Here is a 21,557-nt window from a genome sequence, read left to right on the forward strand (position 1 = left end):
CTTATAAAATATATTTATATAATATTTTAGAACCTATATAAGCTCCTATAAACATAGCAATAGCAAACACCCATCCATGAACTGAAAAAGATGGTATAGCACTAAAATATGCTCCTATATTGCATCCAAAACTTAGCCTACTTCCATACCCCATTAAAAACCCACCTATAAGTCCTACTATAAGTTGTTTTTTATTTTTAATCTTTTTTATTTTAAATTCTTTCGCCAATAATACTGATATCAAAGCCCCAAGTATAATGGCAATATTTATTACTGTATAATAGTTATTTATAAAGTTTGATGAAGCATCTAACTCTGTAATATATGCACTATTAAAATAATACCATGAAGAAGGGTTAAAGCCTATTTTTTCTAATATATATGCCCCCCAATATACAAATCCTGTAGTTATTTTCCATGCCTTACCTGTAATCCACAGTAAAACTACATTAAGGATTCCTAATATTATACCTCCTACCCAATAAGGCCATGGTTTTTTAAATATTTTATTATATAGACTCAACGTATCACCCCTACTAACTTTTTTCTATATATATTTCCCATTCACCTTCTGCTATCTCTACATAGTCTACACTAAGATTTTGCTTTTTTGCCCACTCAACTACATTTACAATAGAACACGAATGATCTGTCTGTAGTATTAATATATCTCCTTTTTTCATTTTTTCAAGAGCTTTATGTGCCTTGATTAAAGGAATTGGACAGGCTTCGTACATGCAATCCAATTTGATTTGAGCCATACTTTCTCCTCCTGATGCTACATTTTCATAATGTTATTTTTATTATGATATAAACTAATTGCAATATATAAAATAATCAAAACTATTATTTGTAAAATACTTGCATTAGGAAAACCTAGATATTTAGGTATATATATCTGTGGAGATTTTGAAATTATTGTTTTATCCCAAAACTCAAAGTTTACAACAGCTGTCATAGCCCCTATTATAAATCCAACTAAAACAAATATCTGAAGCATAAATCCTTCACCAATTCTCATAAGAATCCCTGATGCACATCCTCCTGCTATTACCATTCCAATACCAAATAGTAATGCTCCTATAAAAGTGTGTATTCCAACAGGATATATTTGTCCGGGTATATTGTTTATATCATTCATTACATACTGCTTTTGTATTACAGAAAAACCTATAGTACTTATAATAAAAGCTATTATTATTGCCTTTAAAATAGATGTACTTCCTACAAGAACAGGATCTCTAAAGCTTGCGCTAAAACAAAATCTTGATCTTTGAAGTGTAAATCCAATCAAAAGACCTATTATCCAGAATCTACTATAATATGCATTATTCTTCAAAAAGGTTGCATAGATATATATTGCTATAGCTAGAACAACTAAAGCATAATATACTTGGTTCTTTTTGGGTTTGGTTTGTTTTTTTCTTGTATTTTTGAGTTGTTGTATTTTATCTGTAGACATAAAGTACTCCTCTTCTTAGAAACTTGATTATGTTAAATTATAATCAAAAGTTTCTTATTTTAATTATACATTAAACTAGTTTTTATAAGTATAGAGTATTATTATATTAGATAATTATGTTTTATATATTTAGATATTGTTCAATATAATCTATATGTTAAAATCTTAATGAACAAAGTCTTCTTTGAAAAATTAATACAAAAGACTTTGCTCTAACACATTACGGAAATTATAACTTTATTACAATTTATTAAAGTGCATAATTTCCTATGTGTTATAAGAAAAATATATTATATAAAGGAGTTTGTACTATGATTAAAATAATATTTGATTTTGATAACACTATGGGTGTTGAAGGTTGTGATGTTGACGACGGCTTAGCACTTCTTTATTTATTAGGAAGAAGCGATGTAAAAATACTAGGTATTACAACTACATATGGTAATAGCACTATCGATACAGTCCATAATAATACTATTGAAATGTTTAAAGATCTAAATATATCTCATATACCATTATATAAAGGTAGTGCTTGTAAATCAAATAGAAAAAGTGAAGCTGCCGAATTTTTAGCTAAAGCAGCAGCTGAGCATAAAAACGAAATAACTCTTTTAGCTACTGGATCTTTAACAAATTTATACGGAGCCTATGAAATTGATAATAACTTTTTTAAAAACTTAAAACAAATAGTTCTTATGGGTGGAATTACTAAACCTTTAATAATAAATGGCAAAAATTTAGATGAACTTAATTTTTCATGTGATCCTAAAGCTAGTTTGAAAGTGTTATCTTCTGGAATTAAGGTAACAACTTTAGATGCTCATATATGTCTTCAAGCTTTCTTTGGAGAAAAAGAATACGAAAGATTAACTAATAGCAATATTCCTATATATAAATACATTAACGATAAAACAAAATATTGGTTTAACCATGTTATGAAAGAATTCGAAATTAAAGGTTTTTATAATTGGGATATAGTATCTGCTGTTTATATAACAAACCCTGAATTATTCGAAGATAACTTCGTAAGCATAGTATCTACGGAGGATGATTTGAGTAGAGGATATTTAAAGATTAGTTCATCACCTTGTGGATACACTGTAAATATACCTTCAAAGATAAAAGATATAGACCTTTTTAATGAAATAATATTTAAGGCATGGGCAAATGTAAATATAACTAAAAAGGTATAAGCTTAAAGCTTATACCTTTTTAGTTATATCAGATTTTTTACAACTCTAGTTAGTATTTTAAAGTATCCTGCTTTTTTATGATCTTTATTTGATACTAAATCTGATTTTGCAATTAGTTTATCTCCTTTATATATTTCTACCTGTCCTAGTTTTTGTCCTTTTGATATAGGTAATTTAATATTTTTGTCTACATTTATTCTTTTTTCTATCTCTTGTTTATCTCCTTTTTTATTTAATAAATATATAGGATCTTTACATACTGCTTCTATATTTACATCATCTGATTTATCCATTTGTATTTTTTCCACTATTTCACCTTTATCGTAAACTTTTATACTTTCATAGTTTGCAAATCCGTAATTTAGTAAAGTAGAAGCATCACTAAATCTTTCTTTAGATGTAGGTGATCCTAAAACAACTGCAATTAATAACAAATTATCTCTTTGTGCTGAGGCGGAAAGACAGTACTTAGCTTCAGCTGTAAATCCCGTCTTTATTCCGTTTGCTCCTTTATAAAATCTTATTAATTTGTTAGTATTTACAAGTCCAAACTTCTTTTGATTTTTTCCAACTATTATTTCTTCCATCCATATAGTTAAGTACTTGTGTATAGACTCATGTTTTAGCAATTCTTTTGACATTAATGCTATATCGTATGCTGTAGTATAATGATTTTCTACTGGAAGGCCATTAGTATTTACAAAATTAGTATTTGTCATTCCTAATTCTTTAGCTCTTTCATTCATCTTGTTAACAAATACTTCTTCACTTCCATATATAAATTCTGCCATTGCTACCGATGCATCGTTTCCTGAAGCCACTGCTATTCCCTTAATCAAAGTCTCTACATCCTTAACTTCTCCTGGTTCTAGATAAAGCTGACTTCCACCCATATTAGCTGCCTTTTCACTTATAGTAACTTTATCATCTAATTTAATTCTACCTTCATCTAATGCTTCCATAATTAAAAGCAAAGTCATTATCTTTGTAACACTTGCAGGTGGAAGTTTTTCATGAGCATTTTTTTCATATATTATCTGTCCACTTTTTCCATCTATGAGTATTGCAGATGTTGCAGTAATATTTATAGCTTCATTTGCTGATGCTATAGGTATATTTATAAATACCAAAAGGCAAATTAAAAAAATACTTAACGTTTTTTTCATATTTTCCACCTCATTACTTTTTTAAATATATCTTTTCACTCTGAAAAACTTATTATACAAGTATTGAATTGTAAAAAAAAATAAAAAGTCCTAATCTTTGTGATTAGGACTTTTTTTTTCCATTTATACTTCCATTATTATAGGTAATATCATCGGATTTCTCTTTGTTTTTTCATATAAATAGTTTTTAAGTTCATCCTTTATTGTACTTTTTAACTGAGCCCATTCTCTTATCTGTTTTTGCTCACATTGAGAAAGAGCCTCTTTTACAACTAATTTTGCTTTTTCGATTAGATCTTCTGACTCCCTTACATACACAAATCCTCTTGATATTATATCTGGACCTGCTAAAACTTTTCCATCTTCTTTAGATATAGTTACTACTACTACCATAAGTCCATCTTCAGAAAGATGTTTTCTATCTCTTAAAACTATATTTCCTACATCTCCAACACCTAATCCATCTACTAGGATTCTTCCTGAAGGCACTGTTCCTACTATTTTTGCACTGTTTCTATCAAGTTCAAGAACTGAACCACTAGACATAATAAATACATTTTCTTCAGGCATACCTAATGATACTGCTAATTCACCGTGTTGTTTTAAGTGTCTAAATTCTCCATGAACTGGAACAAAATATTTTGGTTTAACTAATCTATGCATTAGTTTTAGCTCTTCTTTACATGCATGACCTGAAACGTGAACATCTGCTAAATCATCATATATTACATCTGCACCTTTTTCAAAAAGTTGGTTTATAACTCTTGATACCGTTTTTTCATTTCCTGGTATAGGGTGGGCTGATATAACAACTAGATCTCCTGGTATAATTTCCATCTTTTTATGCTCTGAAGATGCCATTCTAGAAAGAGCTGACATAGGTTCACCTTGAGACCCTGTAGTTACTATTACTATCTCGTTATCTTTATAGTTTTTTATTTCATTTAGATCTATAAGAATGTCATCAGGCATAGTCAAATATCCAAGATCTGTTGCTACATTTACAACATTAACCATTGATCTTCCTGATACTGCTACTTTTCTGTTATACTTTTGAGCTGAGTTTATTATTTGCTGTACTCTATGAATATTCGATGCAAAAGTAGCTATTATTATTCTTCCTTGAGCATTCATAAATATTTTGTCTAAGGTATCACCTACAGTTCTTTCTGACATTGTAGATCCATTTCTCTCTACATTTGTACTGTCAGCCATCATCAGAAGAACACCTTTTTTCCCTATTTCTGCTATTCTATGAAAATCCATAACATCTTCATCTATAGGGGTATAATCTATTTTAAAATCTCCTGTATGGAATATAGTTCCTATATCTGTAGTTACAGCTATAGAACAAGCATCTGGTATACTGTGGTTAACTCTTATAAACTCTATTTCCATATTATTAAAGCTTATTTTTTGTCCAGCATCTACCTTTATTAATTGAGCATTATTAAATTTGTGTTCTTTTAATTTTACTTCAATTAAACCTAACGAAAGTTTTGTAGCATAAATAGGAACATTTAGTTTCTTTAGGACATAAGGAATCGCTCCTATGTGATCTTCATGTCCATGAGTTATAAAAATTCCTTTTACTTTTTCCTTATTTTTAAGTAAATAAGTTATATCAGGTATAACTATATCAATACCTAACATTTCATCTTCAGGGAAACTCAGACCACAATCTATAACTATTATTTCATTTTTGTACTCTATTAAAGTCATGTTTTTCCCTATTTCATTCAGTCCGCCAAGAGGTATCACTCTTAGTTTTGAACTTCCTCGTGTCATATTTTTACCAACTCCTTATAGTTAATTTATGTATAAAACCCGTCCAATTAATCGTACAGGTAATAATATAATCCGCCCAACTATTACCAACAATATTATTTATTCTACCATAATTTCATTCATCATAAAATAGTATTTTAAACTTTAAATTAATACATACTTTGACAATCTTGTCTTTTTTTGATATGCTCAAAGTGTTACACTATATTAGGAGGTTTTTATGAAAGGTAAAACACATGTAGCCGTTGGTATTCTTTCTTGCATTCAAGCATCCATAATAACTAATAAACCTTTAAGTCCTTTAGAATTTATATTTGTTTGTATATGTTCTGTTTTACCTGATATTGATGAACCTAATTCTACTTTATCTAATCTAGTATTAAAACCATCAGTATCAAAAGCTTTATACAGGTATCTTATCTATTTGATTAACATGCTAGTTTTATCTATATTAACTTATATAAATAAAAATTTACTATTTAATCTTATTATTAGCTTTTTTATTATAATATTAGTCGAAACTAAATTAAACCATTCATTTTTAAGAAAATCTCTTCTTACCTTTTTATTTGTAGTTCTTTGCTTTTCACTATATTACGTAAAAGCGCCAAATTCTTTTATAATTATTTGTATGTTTATAGGTATAGCTCCTTGGTTAAAACACAGAGGATTTACTCATAGTATTTTAGGTATAGCTTTTATATATTATGTTTTATATGAAGTTCAAAAAATACTTAACTCTGATAATCTAGCTTTTTACGGAACTTTATCATATGCTTCTCACCTACTTTTAGGTGATATATTTACAAAAATGGGTATACCTATATTTTATCCAATTTCTAATAAAAAAATATCTTTGGGATTTATAAAGGTAGGAAGTGCAATTGGCAATTTTTTCGAAATCTTATATGTACTAATATTCGTAGGTATTGTTTTTTATTCTCTTAAATTATTTTAAAAACCCATGGCCATTTCCATGGGTTATTTACATTCACTACATATACCAAAGAATTTTAAATCGTGATCGTAAATTTTAAAATTATAACTTTTTTCTATTTTCTCTTCTAGTACTTCTAAAAGATCTTCTTTTACCTCTATAACTTTCATACATTTTTTGCATATCAGATGGTGATGATTGTGATTTTCATCATCAACATTAACTTCATACCTTGTACAGCCATCGTCTAAGTTCAACTTTAATACTACTCCTACCTCATCTAGCAACTGAAGTGTTCTATATACAGTTGCAAGCCCTATTTCTGGACATTTTTGTTTAACTAAATCATATATTTCTTCGCTGCTTAGGTGTTTTCCTTTAGAATCGATCATAGTTTCAACTATAGATCTTCTCTGGGGAGTGAGCTTAAAACCTTCTTCTTTTAGTTTATCCTTTATAGTTTCAAGACAATTTTCCATAACTTCACCTGCATTTTTTCAAATAATAATTCTTTTCATTTAATATTTTAATCCAAGATACAAATTATGTCAACAAATATGTTAATCAAAATCTTTATTAATGATAAAATATTTCTTTTGAAAACGAAAAAATAAACTGCCAAACAGCAGCTTATTATTCTTCTAAACCTTCTTCTTGCATTAAAGTTTCATAAGTTGATAAAACAGTTTCATATTCCTCATCACTTTCTATAGGAATAATAGTATATTGTCCATCTTCTTGCTCTACAATTTTAAATATATAAGCTTCTTCATTTTCATTGTCTTCTAGTGGCATAAGTATAGCATATTCGTTACCTTCAGCCTCTAGTGTCATTATTACTTCAAATTCAGTTTCTTTTCCTTCTTCATCTACTAAAGTTATTATGTTTTGTTCCATAGTTTCACCTCTTAAAATAATTATTTAATAATATTATATACTAAATATATCACTTTTAACATATAAAATTTACTTATTTCCTATCATATCTAAATAACTTTGCAATATAAATGTAGCTGCAATCATATCTATAACTTTTTTTCTTTTTTGTCTACTAATATCTGCTTCAAGTAAAGATCTTTGTGCAGCAACAGTAGTCAATCTTTCATCCCAAAGCTCTATACTAATATTTACCTTTTTTTTTAGCTTTTCACAAAACTTAATTACTTTTTCTCCTTGAGGGCCTACTGTTCCATTCATATTCTTTGGAAATCCTATTATTATTTTTTCTACGTCTTTTTCTTTTATTATTTTTTCAATTTCTTCTAAGTCTTTATTTATACCTTGTCTTTTTATTGTTTTTACTCCTTGTGCTGTTATTTTCATAAGGTCACTAACTGCAACTCCTATAGTTGCATCTCCTACATCTAAAGCCATAATCCTTTTCATATTATCCTCCTAAATCACTTTAATGCAAAAATCTTTACAATATTTTGAGCAATATCCACAAAGTACGCATTTGTCTGGATCTACAACAGCTTTTTCATTTACTATCTTAAGTGCTTTGTGACTACATTTTTGAACGCATGCATTACAACCTATACACCAGCTTGCTATTTGAAGATGTCTTTTTTTATTGTTTAACTTTCTCTTTATATCATCTGGAATTATTTTTCCCTCTACTTTAAGTATATTAGCTATAACTTCTTCTTTAGATTGCATTCCTATTGCTATTGAATCTATGATATCTAAAGATAAAACAAAATCCATAGCTTCATCATAAGAATATATTAAATTCCCTCCACCTAATGGTTTCATAGCATATATTCCTATATTATTTTTTTTTGCTTGTCTTATAGCTTCGATCATTTCATCTATAGTTCCATCATGTATTCCTATTCCTTGTTTATTTACTATTGGATGTATTACATCTATTTCTTTAAATTTTATTGCATCTTTTACTCCTGATACATTATGAGTAGATATCCCAACTGATCTTATATATCCTTTTTCCTTCATCTTTATAAAAAATTCTAACGCTTCATAGTGACCCCTTATTGTATGTTCACTTTCTTGTTCATGCAGCAAAAATCCATCTACATAATCTGTTCCCATTTCTTTTAAAGCTTCTTTTAGACTTTCTTGTGCAGTTTCTTTTGAGTATGCATATGACTTTGTTATTATAACTACATTCTCTCTTTTATATGACTTTAAAGCTTGTTTAATATGAGGATACGTCCCATAAAGTTGAGCTGTATCTATAAAATTTATACCCCTTTCAAGTGCTTCTAATATAACTTTTGATCCTTCTTCTTTAGTCATATTCTTTTGCAAAGGGCCTATAGTTAATGCTCCAAAGCATATATTAGACACTTTAAGTCCTGTTTTTCCTAATACGTTATATCTCATTCTAATCACTCCAAAAAACTAGCCAGGTTTATTCCTGGCTTTTTAACTTATCTATATCTTTCATTATAAGCAAAAGTACTGGGACTATAACATACAAAATACTTGTAGCTGCAGCTACAACTCCTGAATCATTTACTAAAAAACCTACGATACTACCAGCTATTATAGCTTGCCATCCTTTTTCTATATTTGGATATATATCACATAGTTTTTTGAGTATTCCAGATGGTTTATTAAATAGTATACCTACTATAATAACCCCTAATATAAGTACTTTACTCCATATAGACACTCCTATAAGTCTTAAATTCATTTCTATCTTTCTTCTTATGATTTGTATTATTATAATAGGTCCTGTAGTAATTATATCTTGTATAGCTCCTCCTAGGTGTGATTGACTTTTTGAAAAGTTAATATCTATAAATGCCATAGTACCAACTACTAAAACTACTAAAGTTAATATTAGGATAATTTTCTTTATATCTACTTTCACATCATAAACTTTTAAAATTAAAAATGTGAACGCAAATACTGCAGTTATTGTTCCACCTACATTAGCTCCCATTTTAGGATGACCTAATATAAATATACACATAAACAGTACTAAGCTTAATACTAGTTTTGATATTTTATTTTTTTCTAGTAAAGAAGATAGAGAAAGTATTATTGATCCTATCAAAACTCCCATATACTCATTACCAATCCCATAGTATCTTGCTCCAATTATAGGGTCGTATCCTAATAGAGAATTTTTTATCATATTTTGTCCTGTAGCTGCATCTATTAAAATTCCTAAGAAAGTAATACTACTTAATATAGTTATTTTATTTAAATCATCTTTTACAAATTTATGCACTATATAAAATGCTACAAATGATAATCCTATTGCTGCTAATATTATGCTTAGCTCACTATTTAGGTTTAAAATAGGCTCTATTAAAAGAACAAATGGTATAACTAAAGTAAATTTCAAAATTGCTACAAATGCATTAAATAACTGCTTTGGTATTTTCTTTTTCATGAATATTGCTAAAAGCGCAATTATCCATACTATCATTTGAAAAACAGCATAAGTATATAAAGTTGGAATTCTTATGTTATATGTAGATACTATTTTTTCATATTCATAATTTAAAAAATCTATATTATTGTCTTTAGATATTTTCTGTATAGTTCTTCCAATCATTGCTGGAGATTCTTTACCAAAATACTCTAATATATCTACTGGGATATCTACATTTCCTATAAGCCCTTTCCTTCTAGTTGTTGAAGATGCAAGAATTCCTTTTGAATCTTTTTCAAACACAATGACCGGAGAAAGTCTGTATCCTGCTCTAAAATGCTCTAAAGTAGGATAAGGACTTAATATATATATTCTATCATTTTCACTTGCGATATTAAAAAGCTCATCTAGGTAACCACTTATGTTATCGTATATTTTTTCTTTCATTTTATTGTAAGAGTTTAAATTTAAATTGTTTCTATAAAGATCTAATCTGTAAGTGTCTCCTAATTCAACTACTAACAGATCACTTTTATCATAGAATTTTTTAGTATCAGCTATAAGTCTTTTATAATCAGTTTTTATCCCAAAAGGCATAGTGTTATCATCTATATTTATAAAATCAATGTTTCCGTTTTCTATTTGTCCATTTTCATCCATGCCTATTAGACATATTTCTCTTCTTTGTTCTGTATCTGTGTCTGCATTTCCTATAACAGAAACCCTTAAGTCATTGTTTTTCAACTCTGTTCCAAGTGCTCCTAAAACTGCTGAGTATTCTCCAGCTAAACTTTCAGATCTTAAAGTATTGATGTTAAGGTTGTTTATATATTTTGCTTTTTTTCCTGTTCTTCTTTCATAAATTTTCTTACTTTGTTCATCTAGTGTTTGAAAGTCTAAGCTTCTATAATTTATATATGCTCTAGTTCCTGATCCTATAGTTGCATAAGACCTTACATCCGATGTTCCCCTAGAACCTCTTATATTCATAAGGCCTATATATCCTCTATCATTTAGTTCTTGTTTTATTCTGTCTATACTGAGCATATTTTCTAAAGAAGTTCTATTTATAACAACTAATATTACTTTTCCATTTGTATCTGCATAAGAAAAACTAGTAAAAACATTAAGTATAAACAAAATTGCCAAAAATAATCCGAAAAATCTTTTTTTCAACTGATCTACCTACTTTCCTTCTAAGTATTTTTTTAATATTTCTTCTAATATTTCATCTCTTTCTATTTTTCTTATCATCGTTCTTGCATCTTTATAACTAGTTATATAACTTGGATCTCCTGATAATATGTATCCTATTAATTGGTTAACAGGGTTGTAGCCTTTTTCTTTTAAAGCGTGATAAACGTTAAGTATTATATCTTTAGGAGTAAGGTCTTCTTTTTCTGGTGACTCAAACATCATTGTTAATTCTAAATCTTTTTCCATAAACAACACCCCTTTTATTGTTTGCATATATTATAGCATATATGTATAAAGTAACAAAGTCTTCATCTAAGACGACTCTGTTATTAGTTTTACCCTTTTATTTGATTTTGCAACACTTGTTTTGAATAATCTATTGCTTTATCTATTTTTGTAATATCTTTTCCACCTGCTTGGGCCATATTTGGTTTTCCGCCACCGCCTCCACCTGCGATTTTGGCAACTTCTTTTATAAGATTTCCTGCATGAACTCCTTTTTCTATCACATCTTTAGTTGCAGTTGCTACAAAATTTACTTTATTATCATTAACTGCTCCTAAAACTATAACTCCAGATACTAACTTATCTCTTAATGTATCTGCCATATTTCTTAGGGTATCCATATCCATATTATCAAACTTTCCAGCAACAACATTTATTCCTTTTACAGATTCTTTTTTGCTTAATATTTCATCTACTGAAAGCATAGATAGTTTCGTTTTTAGAGAACTTACCTCTTTATTTAATTCTTTTATTTCTTCAACTACAGATTCAGCTTTATTTATTAAGTTATCTTCCTTAGTCTTTAATACTGAACATACTTTTGATATAGTTTCATTTTGTTTATTTATATACTCGTACACATTTAAACCTGTTATAGCCTCTATTCTCCTTATTCCTGAAGCTATACCTGATTCTGATAAAATTTTAAACAAGCCTATCTGTCCTGTATTCTCTACATGTGTTCCTCCACAAAGCTCTATTGAATAATCTCCCATAAAAACTACTCTAACTAAATCTTTATATTTTTCTCCAAAAAGCGCTGTAGCTCCAACTTTTTTAGCATCATTTATATCCATTTCTTTAGCAGATACTTTAAGTCCGCTTAATATAGTTTTGTTTACAAGACTTTCTATAGCTGATAAATCTTCTTTTGATATAGGCTCAAAATGAGTAAAGTCAAATCTTAACCTATCTGGAGTAACTAAAGATCCAGACTGTTGAACATGATCTCCTAGTATATCTTTTAAAGCTTTATGAAGAAGATGTGTTGCCGAGTGGTTTCTTGCTGTATTTTCTCTTTCATCTTTACAAACACATAACTCAACTTCATCATTTACTTTTATAATACCACTTTCTATTTCTACTTCATGATAAATTATGTCATTTACTGCTTTTTTAGTATTTACTACTTTTGCTTTAAAGTTATCACTTATAATAACTCCCTTATCTCCTACCTGTCCACCACCTTCAGGATAAAAAGGTGTTTTTTGAGTTATTATTATAGCACTTTTGCCTTGTATTGCTTCATTCACTATTTCATCGTCTATTACTATGGCTAATACATTGCTTTTTGCCTTTAGATCTTCGTACCCTATAAACTCTACTTTTTCACTAATATTCAACTTAGAAAAAGCATCTTCTTTCCAACCTTGTGCTCCTTCATTTTGTCTTGCAACTCTTGCTCTATTTCTTTGTTTTTCCATTTCTTTTTCAAATTCATCTTTATCTATATCTAGTCCTTCTTCAATTAAAATTTCTTTTGTTAAGTCTATTGGGAACCCAAAAGTATCGTAAAGTTTGAATGCTTTTTCTCCAGATAGTATTTTTTCGTTGTTATCTTTAAGCTCATCTATATATTGTTTTAATATATCCATACCTTGATCTATAGTTTCTTGGAATTTGTCTTCTTCTATTTTTATAACTTTTTTTATGTAATCACTTTTTTGTACAAGTTCAGGATAAGCTTCTTTACTTACATCAATTACTCTATCTGCTAATTGATATAAAAATGCTCCTTTAACTCCTAGTAATTTACCATGTCTTGCAGCTCTTCTTAAAAGCCTTCTTAAAACATATCCTCTTCCCTCATTAGATGGAAGAACGCCATCAGATACTAAGAATGTAACAGCTCTTATATGGTCTGTAATTACTCTTATAGATATGTCTTTTTTATTATCTTCATTGTACTTTATATTAGCTATTTGTATAACACCTTGTAGTATATGCTTTATTGTATCTATATCAAATATCGTGTCTACTCCTTGCATAAGGCAAGCTATTCTCTCAAGTCCCATACCAGTATCTATATTAGGATTTGGTAGAGGGTTATAATTTCCTTGTTCATCTTTATCAAACTGAGTAAATACATGATTCCAAAACTCTACATATCTATCGCAATCACATCCAGGCTTGCAATCTTCACTTTTGCAACCATATTTTTCTCCTCTATCAAAGTAAATTTCTGAACATGGTCCACACGGCCCTGTTCCTATTTCCCAGAAATTATCATCTTTTCCTAGTCTAACTATTTTTTCAGCTTCAACGCCGATTTCTTTATTCCATATTTCAAAAGCTTCATCATCATTTTCATATATCGATACCCACAATTTTTCTTTAGGAATTTCTAAATGCTCTGTTATAAATTCCCATCCCCAATGTATAGATTCTCTCTTAAAGTAATCTCCAAAAGAAAAGTTGCCTAGCATTTCAAAGAAAGTAGCATGTCTTGATGTTACTCCTACATTTTCTATATCACCAGTTCTTATACATTTTTGACATGTAGCCATTCTGTTTTTAGGTGGTTTTTCTTTACCCATAAAATAGTTTTTTAGTGGTGCCATTCCTGCATTTATCAACAATAAACTTGCATCATCTTGTGGAACTAAGGAATAACTAGGTCTTACTAAGTGATCTTTTGATTCAAAAAAGTTAAGAAATCTTTTTCTTATTTCGTTCAAACCAAGTTTATTCATATATTTTCCTCCTTTTTATGTACATAATAAAATCCCTAGTCTCTATGGAGAACATAGGGACGAGGGATTAATCTCGCGGTACCACCCTATTTGCTAAAAATTAGCATCTTAGGTTAAACCTTATTGTAACGGAAATAATCCGGCAACTCCTACTTGATTCAAAGTTGCAACTCCAAGAGAGCTTCAATTAACCTATCTAGGAATCTTCCAGCCTTGGATCCCTTCTCTATAAGAATCAGTTAATTTACTAGTTCTTTTCACAGTTTTTGTCATTATATAACCATATTCTACATTTTATACAACAAAACGTAGTCTGTCAATAATTTTACTTAAAACCATCCATTGTCCATTCTATCCATAACTTTGTTTGCAAATCTAGCTATATTTCTTCCTGTTCTATAAACTCTCCTTCTTTGCATAACATTCATTCTTGATAAAGCATAAGCTGAAGCTGTAGCTCCTAGTATGCCTCCTATTATGGCAGCGTTAGTCATACTTCCATTTCTTCTCATAAAAGCACCCCTTTCATACTTTTATGATTAGTTTTTACTTATCAAATTAATATATACTAGCTAATTTTTGCAAAATTATAATCTTTTTTCTATTATACCTCCACCTACTACTATATCATCTTTGTACATAACTACAGACTGTCCAGGAGTAATAGCTCTTTGCATTTGATCAAATACTATTCTGATTTTTCCATTTCCCTCATTAAATACAGTAGCTTCTTTAGGTGGAGCTGAATATCTTATCTTAGCCTTTACTTTTATAGGCTCTTTTATTTCATCAAATAAAATTATATTTACATCAGATGCTATTAGTTCATTACTGAATACTTCATCGTGTTCTCCTAATACTACTAAATTTTTCTCTGGAATTATATCAACTACAAACATAGGTTTTCCTAGTGCTATTCCTAAACCTTTTCTTTGTCCGATTGTATAATTTATTATACCCTTATGTTTTCCTAATATTTTTCCATTTTTATCTACAAAGTTTCCTTCTTTTATTTTTACTTTAGAATGTTCCTTTACATATCTAGCATAATCGTTATCTTTTACAAAACATATCTCTTGACTATCTGGTTTATTAGCTACATCTAACCCTATTTCTTTAGCAATTTGTCTTATCTTATCTTTAGTGTAATAGCCTAAAGGCATTAGTGTATGAGAAAGTTGATATTGTGTCATATTGTAAAGTGCATATGTTTGATCTTTTTCATCTGTTATCGACTTTTTCAAAAGGTATCTGTTTAAAGTTTCATCAAACTCAATTTTTGCATAATGACCTGTTGCTACATAGTCACATCCAACCTTTTTTGCTCTTTTTAAAAATTCATCGAATTTTATATGTTTATTACACGCTATACAAGGATTAGGCGTTCTTCCTACTAAGTATTCATCTATGAAGTAATCTATAACTTTCTCTTTAAATATATCTTTAAAATTCATAACATAAAAAGGAATTCCTATTTTATCAGCAACTTTTCGCGCATCTTCTACAGCTGATAACGAGCAACATCCTCCTTCATTTTCTATAACATCGTCGTCTTCATTTTGCCAAATTTGCATAGTAACTCCTATTACATCATATCCTTGTTCTTTTAATAAGTATGCTGCAACAGAGCTATCTACACCTCCACTCATTCCTATCATAACTCTTTTTTTCAAGTTTATCACCTCGTACATTTATTTTATGTTTTTATTTTAAAATTAAAACCCGGGCATTATTCCCCGGGTAAAGAATTATTCTTCATCTTCTTCGTGATGATGATCATGTTCATCATCTATTTTTATGTTCTCTAGTCCTTGTATATAAACATTATTTTTCTTTGCATAATCTAATAAAGCTGACTTTACTGCTTGTTCTGCTAAAACTGAACAGTGCATTTTAGCAGGTGGTAATCCATCTAAAGCATCTGCAACAGCTTTATTCGTAAGCTCTAAAGCTTCTTGTATAGTTTTTCCTTTTATCATTTCTGTTGCCATGCTTGAAGTTGCTATAGCTGATCCACATCCGAAAGTTTTAAATTTAACATCTTTTATGATATTATCTTCTATTTTTAGATAAATTTTCATTATATCTCCACATTTTGCATTTCCTACTTGTCCAACGCCATCTGCATCTTCTATTTCTCCTACATTTCGTGGATTCATAAAATGATCCATTACTTTTTCTGTATACATTTTAATTTCCTCCCTTTGTTACCTTTTCATAAAGCGGCGACATCATTCTAAGTCTTTCAACTATTTTTGGTAGATTATCTAATACATAATCTACATCTTCTTCTGTGTTCATATCTCCAAGAGATAACCTTAAAGAACCATGTGCTATCTCATGAGATAACCCTATAGCCATAAGAACGTGTGATGGATCAAGCGAACCTGATGTGCAGGCTGAACCACTTGAACCTGCAATACCTAACATATCTAAGCTTAAAAGTAACGCTTCTCCTTCTATAAACTCAAACGAAAAATTAGCATTTCCCGGTAATCTATTTGTTCTATGTCCATTTAATCTTGTATATGGAATTTTATCTAATACTCCATTTATAAGTTTTTCTCTTAAACTTGTAAGTTTTTCTATATGATTGTCTAAATTAATTCTTGCTATCTGAGCTGCTTTTCCAAAACCAACTATTCCTGCTATATTCTCTGTTCCTGCTCTTCTTTTCTTTTCTTGTGCTCCTCCGTGAACTAAAGGATGAAGTTTTATACCTTTTTTAACATATAAAGCCCCTACTCCTTTAGGACCATATATTTTGTGAGAAGACATTGCCATTAAATCTATGTCTAATTCTTTTACATCTACTTTTACATTCCCTACTGCCTGAACTGCATCAGTATGAAAAGCTATGCCCTTTTCTTTTGCTATCTGTGCAATTTCTTTTATAGGTTGTATAGTTCCTATTTCATTGTTTGCAAACATTACTGATATAAGTATTGTTGTATCTTTTATAGATTCTCTAAGCTGTTTAAGATCTACAATTCCGTCTTTATCTACATCTAAGTATGTTACTTCAAATCCATGATACTTCTCTAAATACTCACAAGTATGAAGTACTGCATGATGCTCTATTTTAGTTGTTATTATATGATTTCCCCTTTCTTTGTTTGCAAACGCATAGCCTTTTATAGCCCAGTTATCAGCCTCTGTTCCTCCTGCTGTGAAATATATTTCAGAAGTATTAGCATTTATAAGTTTTGCAACTTCTTCTCTTGCAGTTTCTAAAGCACTTTTAACTTCTCGTCCGAAACAATGTATACTTGAAGCATTTCCAAACAATTCAGTATAATAAGGCATCATAGCATCTAATACTTCTTTTTTCATCGGAGTAGTAGCAGCATAATCCATATATACTTTTCTTTTTTCCATGACACTCCATCTCCTATTCTTCTTTATTAGTTTTTCTCTTGTAATCATTTACCATGTCTTGTAATGTTACAGAATCTATAACAGAGTCTATACTGTCTTTTATCTTTTCCCAAATTCCTTTTGTTACACAGTAATCTGATCTTTCACAATCTGCTTGTGTATCTAAAACACACTCTGCTGGAGCAATAGGACCTTCTAATACTCTTATTATTTCTCCTACTGTTATCTTACTAGCATCTTTAGATAAGAGATATCCCCCTTGTGCTCCTCTGACGCTTTTGATAAGCCCAGCTTTTCTGAGTGATGAAAATATTTGCTCTAGATACTGATCAGATAAATCTTGCTTGTTTGCTATATATTTCAAAGGTACTGGAGAGTTTTCTTGATTTAAAGCCAATTCGAACATGGCTTTAAGCCCGTACCTACCCTTAGTCGATAGTTTCAAAATATCACCTTCCTAAATCCTAGTACTCAACTATGGATTATAATGTAAGTATATTATATCCTATATGTTTTGTCAACATTAACTAGACTTATTTTTCCATATAATCTCTTTTATTATACTTTTTAGACAAACAAAAACAGAAAAATAGCATGTAAAAAACATGCTATTTTATAGTAATTAAAAGCTGTTTATCTGAAACTAGCTCTTGTTCTGATACATATATTTTATCTACAATTCCATTTGCTTTTGATAGTATGGTTGTTTCAATCTTCATTGACTCAATTACTATCAAAGGTTGATTTTCCTTCACTTGTTTGTTTTCCTTTACTAATATTTTTATAACTTTTCCAGGTATGCTTGCTCCTACATGATTTTTGTTGTTAAAATCTGCCTTTAATATATTTCTTTGTGCACTAACAAAATTCTTATCTTTTATTTCTATTTCTCTTCTCATCCCATTAACTTCAAAGGTTAAAGTTTTGTAGCCATCTTCCTTTGTGTCTGATATTTCTATTAATTTTATAGTAAGTAATTTTCCATCTTCAATTTCAACTTCACATTCTTCTCCTTTTCTTAGACCATAGAAAAATACATCACTATCTAACATAGATACATCTGAATACTCCCTTAAATGCTCAAGATATTCCTTGTATACTTTATTGTAAAGAGAATAACTCAATACGTTTAATATATTACTAGACATTTTATATTGACTATCAATTTCTTTCTTTAATTGATCAAAATCTACATCTTTCAAAAGTTTTCCTGGCCTCATATTTATAGGTTTTTCCTTTTTCAGTACTATTTGCTGAAGCTTTTCTGGAAATCCTCCTTCTGGTTGACCTATCATTCCTTTGAAATAATCTACTACTGAATCAGGAAATGACAAACTTTCTCCTTTTTCTATAATATTTTCTTTATTTAATTTATTTTTAACCATAAATACTGCTAAATCCCCTACAACTTTTGATGATGGAGTAACTTTTATTATATCTCCTAAAATCTCATTAGCTTCCTTATATTTTTCTTTTACCTGTTCAAACTTATCAGACAAACCTAATGCTTCTAATTGTGGTTTTAGATTTGTATATTGCCCACCTGGTATTTCATATTTATATATATCTGCATATGAAGTTTTAAGTTTGCTTTCAAATTTATAATATACCTGTCTTAAATCTTTGTAATACTCATTTATTTGTTTTATATTATCTAAGTTTATTTTTGTATCTCTTGGCGTATTTTTTAGTGCATAAACTAAGCTATTTAAAGAAGGTTGACTTGTTAATCCTGACATAGATTCTATAGCACAATCTACAATATCTACACCTGCTTCACTTGCCATTAAAAGAGAAGCTATTCCATTTCCACTTGTATCATGTGTATGCAAATGTATAGGTATTGATATTTCTTGTTTTAATGCCTTTACAAGTTCATATGCTGCATACGGCTTTAAAAGTCCAGCCATATCTTTTATAGCTAAAATATGAACTCCTAATTTTTCTAGCTCTTTTGCCATTTTTATATAATAATTCAATGTATATTTATTTCTAGTTTTATCTAGTATATCTCCACTATAACATATAGTTCCTTCAACTATCTTGCCTGTATTTAGTGCTTCATAAATTGGAACTTTCATATTTTCTATCCAGTTTAAGCTATCAAATATTCTAAATATATCTATACCTTCTTGTGCTGATTGTTTTATAAATTCTTTTATTACGTTATCTGGATAGTTTTTATATCCTACTCCATTTGATGCTCTAAGCAACATTTGAAATAATATATTAGGTATTCTTTCTCTTAATTTTCTAAGTCTTATCCAAGGAGATTCTTTTAAAAATCTATAGCAAACATCAAATGTTGCTCCTCCCCACATTTCAATAGAAAACAAGTCATTCATATAATTGTTAACATGTGTTGATATTTTGAGTAAATCTATAGTTCTAAATCTAGTTGCAAGAAGAGACTGATGAGCATCTCTCATAGTCGTATCTGTTATAAAAAGTTTATTTTCTTTCTTTATATATTCTATAAACTTTTCAGTTCCTAATTCATTTAAAATATCTTTTGATCCTTTTATACAAGTGTCTATTTTTACATTATTTACTTTCATAGGTTTAAAATCTATCTTTTCTCCTTTGTTTTCATTAACTGTTATATTTCCTATAAATTTTAATATCTTTGTTGCTCTATCTTTTCCTTCTTTTATATCAAATAATTCCGGAGTTTGATCTAAAAAGTTTGTATGAAAATTTCCACTTTTAAATACAGGGTGATTCAATACATTTATTAAAAATCCTACATTTGTTTTAACCCCTCTTATCCTAAGCTCACTTATAGACCTTAAAGATTTTCTTATAGCTCCATCAAAGCTTCTGTCCCATGAAATAGTTTTAACAAGCAAGCTATCATAATATGGAGTTATATGTACTCCTGTAAATCCATTTCCTCCATCGAGTCTTATTCCAAAACCTGACCCAGTCCTATATAAATTTATTTTACCCGTATCTGGCATAAAATTATTTTTAGGATCTTCTGTTGTTATTCTACATTGTATTGAGTATCCATTAACTTTTATATCTTCTTGAGATTTTATATTTATCTTATCACTATCTAAAGAATAGCCTTGCGCTATGAGTATTTGTGATTGAACTATATCTATTCCTGTGACCATTTCAGTTACGGTATGTTCTACTTGTATTCTTGGATTCATCTCTATAAAATAATAATTTCCTTGCCTATCTACTAAAAACTCTACTGTACCTGCATTATAGTATCCTGATTGTTTAGCAAGCCTTAAAGCATCTTCATATATTTTATTTTTTATCTGTTGACTTACCGAAAATGCAGGTGCATATTCTATAATTTTTTGATGTCTTCTTTGAACTGAACAATCTCTTTCATAAAGATGAACTATATTTCCATATTTATCTCCTAATATCTGAACTTCTATATGCTTAGGGTTATCTAAATATTTTTCTATAAATATAACTGCTTTCCCAAAAGCTTTTTCAGCCTCACTTAATGCTCTGTCAAATTCAAGTTCTAGATCTTCTTCTTTATATATTATTCTCATACCCCTTCCACCGCCTCCATTTGAGGCTTTCAAAATAACAGGGTATCCTATTTGTGAGCATATTTGTTTTGCCTTAGAAATATCTTCAATCGGATAATCAACTCCAGGTATTACCGGAACTTTGATTTGTTTTGCTATTTTTTTAGAGTTTATTTTATCTCCAATTTTTTGCATAGATTCATACGATGGCCCTATAAAAGTTATTCCATTTTCTTCACACATTTTTGCGAATTCATGATTTTCAGATAAAAATCCATATCCTGGATGAATAGCATCTACATTTTTCCTCTTAGCTATATCAATTATTTCTTCCATGCTCAAGTATGCTTCTATAGGCCCTTTATTTTCTCCTATTAAGTAAGATTCATCTGCTTTACTTCTAAAAAGACTATATTTATCTTCTTTTGAATATACTCCAACAGTTCTAATTCCAAGCTCATGGCAAGCTCTAAAAATCCTTATAGCAATTTCTCCCCTATTTGCAACTAATACCTTTTTAAAATTCTTTATCACCATAACCCTCCTACCCAACACACAAATTTAAATCATAATTTATCTACAATACATAATTTCTTATATCTTATGAAA

General features: G+C 29.2%; 20 protein-coding genes and 1 other annotated feature. Of the genes, 2 read left to right on the top strand and 18 right to left on the bottom strand.

The window, feature by feature from the left end:
• Position 1: 1 nt before the first annotated feature.
• The 3 genes from JWYL7_RS05215 to JWYL7_RS05225 are packed head-to-tail and all read right to left on the bottom strand — an operon-like array spanning position 2 to position 1,462.
• On the bottom strand, positions 2–523 hold the full coding sequence (locus tag JWYL7_RS05215) for a YeeE/YedE thiosulfate transporter family protein (protein WP_066069945.1): 522 nt from the start codon (positions 521–523) through the stop codon (positions 2–4).
• 13 nt (positions 524–536) lie between these two features.
• Complete coding sequence (locus JWYL7_RS05220; RefSeq protein ID WP_066069948.1) at positions 537–761, bottom strand: sulfurtransferase TusA family protein; 225 nt, start codon at positions 759–761, stop codon at positions 537–539.
• 17 nt (positions 762–778) lie between these two features.
• Positions 779–1,462: a YeeE/YedE thiosulfate transporter family protein gene (locus JWYL7_RS05225; RefSeq protein ID WP_066069951.1), complete on the bottom strand. Its 684-nt coding sequence runs from the start codon at positions 1,460–1,462 to the stop codon at positions 779–781.
• A 311-nt stretch (positions 1,463–1,773) separates the two neighbouring features.
• On the opposite strand from JWYL7_RS05225, the gene JWYL7_RS05230 reads away from it, so the two are divergent.
• The gene (locus JWYL7_RS05230) at positions 1,774–2,655 is read left to right on the top strand and encodes a nucleoside hydrolase (protein ID WP_066069954.1); all 882 of its coding nucleotides are present in this window, start codon (positions 1,774–1,776) and stop codon (positions 2,653–2,655) included.
• A gap of 23 nt (positions 2,656–2,678) precedes the next feature.
• On the opposite strand, the gene JWYL7_RS05235 is transcribed toward JWYL7_RS05230, so the two are convergent.
• Together JWYL7_RS05235 and JWYL7_RS05240 are read right to left on the bottom strand one after the other, a co-directional pair.
• Positions 2,679–3,821 (bottom strand): D-alanyl-D-alanine carboxypeptidase family protein, encoded by a 1,143-nt coding sequence (locus tag JWYL7_RS05235; RefSeq protein WP_066069957.1) that lies wholly within the window; start codon positions 3,819–3,821, stop codon positions 2,679–2,681.
• A gap of 123 nt (positions 3,822–3,944) precedes the next feature.
• Positions 3,945–5,609, bottom strand: coding sequence for a ribonuclease J (locus JWYL7_RS05240; RefSeq protein WP_066069959.1), 1,665 nt, complete (start codon positions 5,607–5,609; stop codon positions 3,945–3,947).
• A 220-nt stretch (positions 5,610–5,829) separates the two neighbouring features.
• Between JWYL7_RS05240 and JWYL7_RS05245 the strand changes: the two genes are divergently transcribed.
• The gene (locus JWYL7_RS05245; RefSeq protein ID WP_066069962.1) at positions 5,830–6,567 is read left to right on the top strand and encodes a metal-dependent hydrolase; all 738 of its coding nucleotides are present in this window, start codon (positions 5,830–5,832) and stop codon (positions 6,565–6,567) included.
• Between the two features lie 23 nt (positions 6,568–6,590).
• On the opposite strand, the gene JWYL7_RS05250 is transcribed toward JWYL7_RS05245, so the two are convergent.
• The 13 genes from JWYL7_RS05250 to JWYL7_RS05310 all read right to left on the bottom strand — a co-directional run bounded on the left by JWYL7_RS05250 (position 6,591) and on the right by JWYL7_RS05310 (position 21,485).
• The gene (locus JWYL7_RS05250; protein WP_066069967.1) at positions 6,591–7,025 is read right to left on the bottom strand and encodes a Fur family transcriptional regulator; all 435 of its coding nucleotides are present in this window, start codon (positions 7,023–7,025) and stop codon (positions 6,591–6,593) included.
• Between the two features lie 154 nt (positions 7,026–7,179).
• A complete protein-coding gene (locus JWYL7_RS05255; RefSeq protein ID WP_066069970.1) occupies positions 7,180–7,443 on the bottom strand; it encodes a DUF1292 domain-containing protein in 264 nt (87 codons plus the stop codon).
• A gap of 69 nt (positions 7,444–7,512) precedes the next feature.
• The gene (gene ruvX / locus JWYL7_RS05260; protein WP_066069973.1) at positions 7,513–7,932 is read right to left on the bottom strand and encodes a Holliday junction resolvase RuvX; all 420 of its coding nucleotides are present in this window, start codon (positions 7,930–7,932) and stop codon (positions 7,513–7,515) included.
• Between the two features lie 9 nt (positions 7,933–7,941).
• Positions 7,942–8,892, bottom strand: coding sequence for an aldo/keto reductase (locus JWYL7_RS05265; protein WP_066069976.1), 951 nt, complete (start codon positions 8,890–8,892; stop codon positions 7,942–7,944).
• Between the two features lie 28 nt (positions 8,893–8,920).
• Entirely contained in the window at positions 8,921–11,071 is a 2,151-nt protein-coding gene (locus tag JWYL7_RS05270; RefSeq protein WP_066069979.1) for a hypothetical protein, read from the bottom strand.
• Positions 11,072–11,080: 9 nt separating this feature from the next.
• Positions 11,081–11,338, bottom strand: a complete 258-nt coding sequence (locus JWYL7_RS05275) for an IreB family regulatory phosphoprotein (protein WP_066069982.1) — start codon at positions 11,336–11,338, stop codon at positions 11,081–11,083.
• A gap of 89 nt (positions 11,339–11,427) precedes the next feature.
• Positions 11,428–14,070 (bottom strand): alanine--tRNA ligase, encoded by a 2,643-nt coding sequence (gene alaS / locus JWYL7_RS05280; protein ID WP_066069985.1) that lies wholly within the window; start codon positions 14,068–14,070, stop codon positions 11,428–11,430.
• 52 nt (positions 14,071–14,122) lie between these two features.
• Positions 14,123–14,340: a binding site (T-box leader), on the bottom strand.
• A 59-nt stretch (positions 14,341–14,399) separates the two neighbouring features.
• Positions 14,400–14,582: a hypothetical protein gene (locus JWYL7_RS05285; RefSeq protein WP_066069988.1), complete on the bottom strand. Its 183-nt coding sequence runs from the start codon at positions 14,580–14,582 to the stop codon at positions 14,400–14,402.
• A 75-nt stretch (positions 14,583–14,657) separates the two neighbouring features.
• The gene (gene mnmA / locus JWYL7_RS05290) at positions 14,658–15,743 is read right to left on the bottom strand and encodes a tRNA 2-thiouridine(34) synthase MnmA (RefSeq protein WP_066069992.1); all 1,086 of its coding nucleotides are present in this window, start codon (positions 15,741–15,743) and stop codon (positions 14,658–14,660) included.
• A gap of 75 nt (positions 15,744–15,818) precedes the next feature.
• Entirely contained in the window at positions 15,819–16,259 is a 441-nt protein-coding gene (gene nifU, locus JWYL7_RS05295; protein ID WP_066069995.1) for a Fe-S cluster assembly scaffold protein NifU, read from the bottom strand.
• Position 16,260: 1 nt separating this feature from the next.
• Positions 16,261–17,448, bottom strand: a complete 1,188-nt coding sequence (gene nifS / locus JWYL7_RS05300) for a cysteine desulfurase NifS (protein ID WP_066069998.1) — start codon at positions 17,446–17,448, stop codon at positions 16,261–16,263.
• Between the two features lie 13 nt (positions 17,449–17,461).
• Positions 17,462–17,893 carry an RrF2 family transcriptional regulator gene (locus tag JWYL7_RS05305; RefSeq protein WP_083528287.1) on the bottom strand — a complete coding sequence of 144 codons (432 nt, stop codon included), beginning with the start codon at positions 17,891–17,893 and terminating at the stop codon, positions 17,462–17,464.
• Positions 17,894–18,056: 163 nt separating this feature from the next.
• Positions 18,057–21,485: a pyruvate carboxylase gene (locus tag JWYL7_RS05310; protein WP_066070004.1), complete on the bottom strand. Its 3,429-nt coding sequence runs from the start codon at positions 21,483–21,485 to the stop codon at positions 18,057–18,059.
• Positions 21,486–21,557: the final 72 nt, after the last annotated feature.

Origin of the sequence: Alkalithermobacter thermoalcaliphilus JW-YL-7 = DSM 7308 (assembly GCA_001584565.1) — a bacterium.
Lineage (GTDB): Bacteria > Bacillota > Clostridia > Peptostreptococcales > Peptostreptococcaceae > Alkalithermobacter > Alkalithermobacter thermoalcaliphilus.

Bases quoted from the DNA above. Each gene is read 5' to 3' on its own strand.
- JWYL7_RS05245 (WP_066069962.1), top strand. From the start codon at position 5,830: ATGAAAGGTAAAACACATGTAGCCGTTGGTATTCTTTCTTGCATTCAA.
- JWYL7_RS05220 (WP_066069948.1), bottom strand. From the start codon at position 761: ATGGCTCAAATCAAATTGGATTGCATGTACGAAGCCTGTCCAATTCCT.
- JWYL7_RS05240 (WP_066069959.1), bottom strand. From the start codon at position 5,609: ATGACACGAGGAAGTTCAAAACTAAGAGTGATACCTCTTGGCGGACTG.
- JWYL7_RS05235 (WP_066069957.1), bottom strand. From the start codon at position 3,821: ATGAAAAAAACGTTAAGTATTTTTTTAATTTGCCTTTTGGTATTTATA.
- nifU (WP_066069995.1), bottom strand. From the start codon at position 16,259: ATGTATACAGAAAAAGTAATGGATCATTTTATGAATCCACGAAATGTA.
- JWYL7_RS05310 (WP_066070004.1), bottom strand. From the start codon at position 21,485: ATGGTGATAAAGAATTTTAAAAAGGTATTAGTTGCAAATAGGGGAGAA.
- nifS (WP_066069998.1), bottom strand. From the start codon at position 17,448: ATGGAAAAAAGAAAAGTATATATGGATTATGCTGCTACTACTCCGATG.
- ruvX (WP_066069973.1), bottom strand. From the start codon at position 7,932: ATGAAAAGGATTATGGCTTTAGATGTAGGAGATGCAACTATAGGAGTT.
- JWYL7_RS05265 (WP_066069976.1), bottom strand. From the start codon at position 8,892: ATGAGATATAACGTATTAGGAAAAACAGGACTTAAAGTGTCTAATATA.
- JWYL7_RS05250 (WP_066069967.1), bottom strand. From the start codon at position 7,025: ATGGAAAATTGTCTTGAAACTATAAAGGATAAACTAAAAGAAGAAGGT.
- JWYL7_RS05275 (WP_066069982.1), bottom strand. From the start codon at position 11,338: ATGGAAAAAGATTTAGAATTAACAATGATGTTTGAGTCACCAGAAAAA.
- JWYL7_RS05285 (WP_066069988.1), bottom strand. From the start codon at position 14,582: ATGAGAAGAAATGGAAGTATGACTAACGCTGCCATAATAGGAGGCATA.
- alaS (WP_066069985.1), bottom strand. From the start codon at position 14,070: ATGAATAAACTTGGTTTGAACGAAATAAGAAAAAGATTTCTTAACTTT.
- JWYL7_RS05230 (WP_066069954.1), top strand. From the start codon at position 1,774: ATGATTAAAATAATATTTGATTTTGATAACACTATGGGTGTTGAAGGT.
- JWYL7_RS05255 (WP_066069970.1), bottom strand. From the start codon at position 7,443: ATGGAACAAAACATAATAACTTTAGTAGATGAAGAAGGAAAAGAAACT.
- JWYL7_RS05225 (WP_066069951.1), bottom strand. From the start codon at position 1,462: ATGTCTACAGATAAAATACAACAACTCAAAAATACAAGAAAAAAACAA.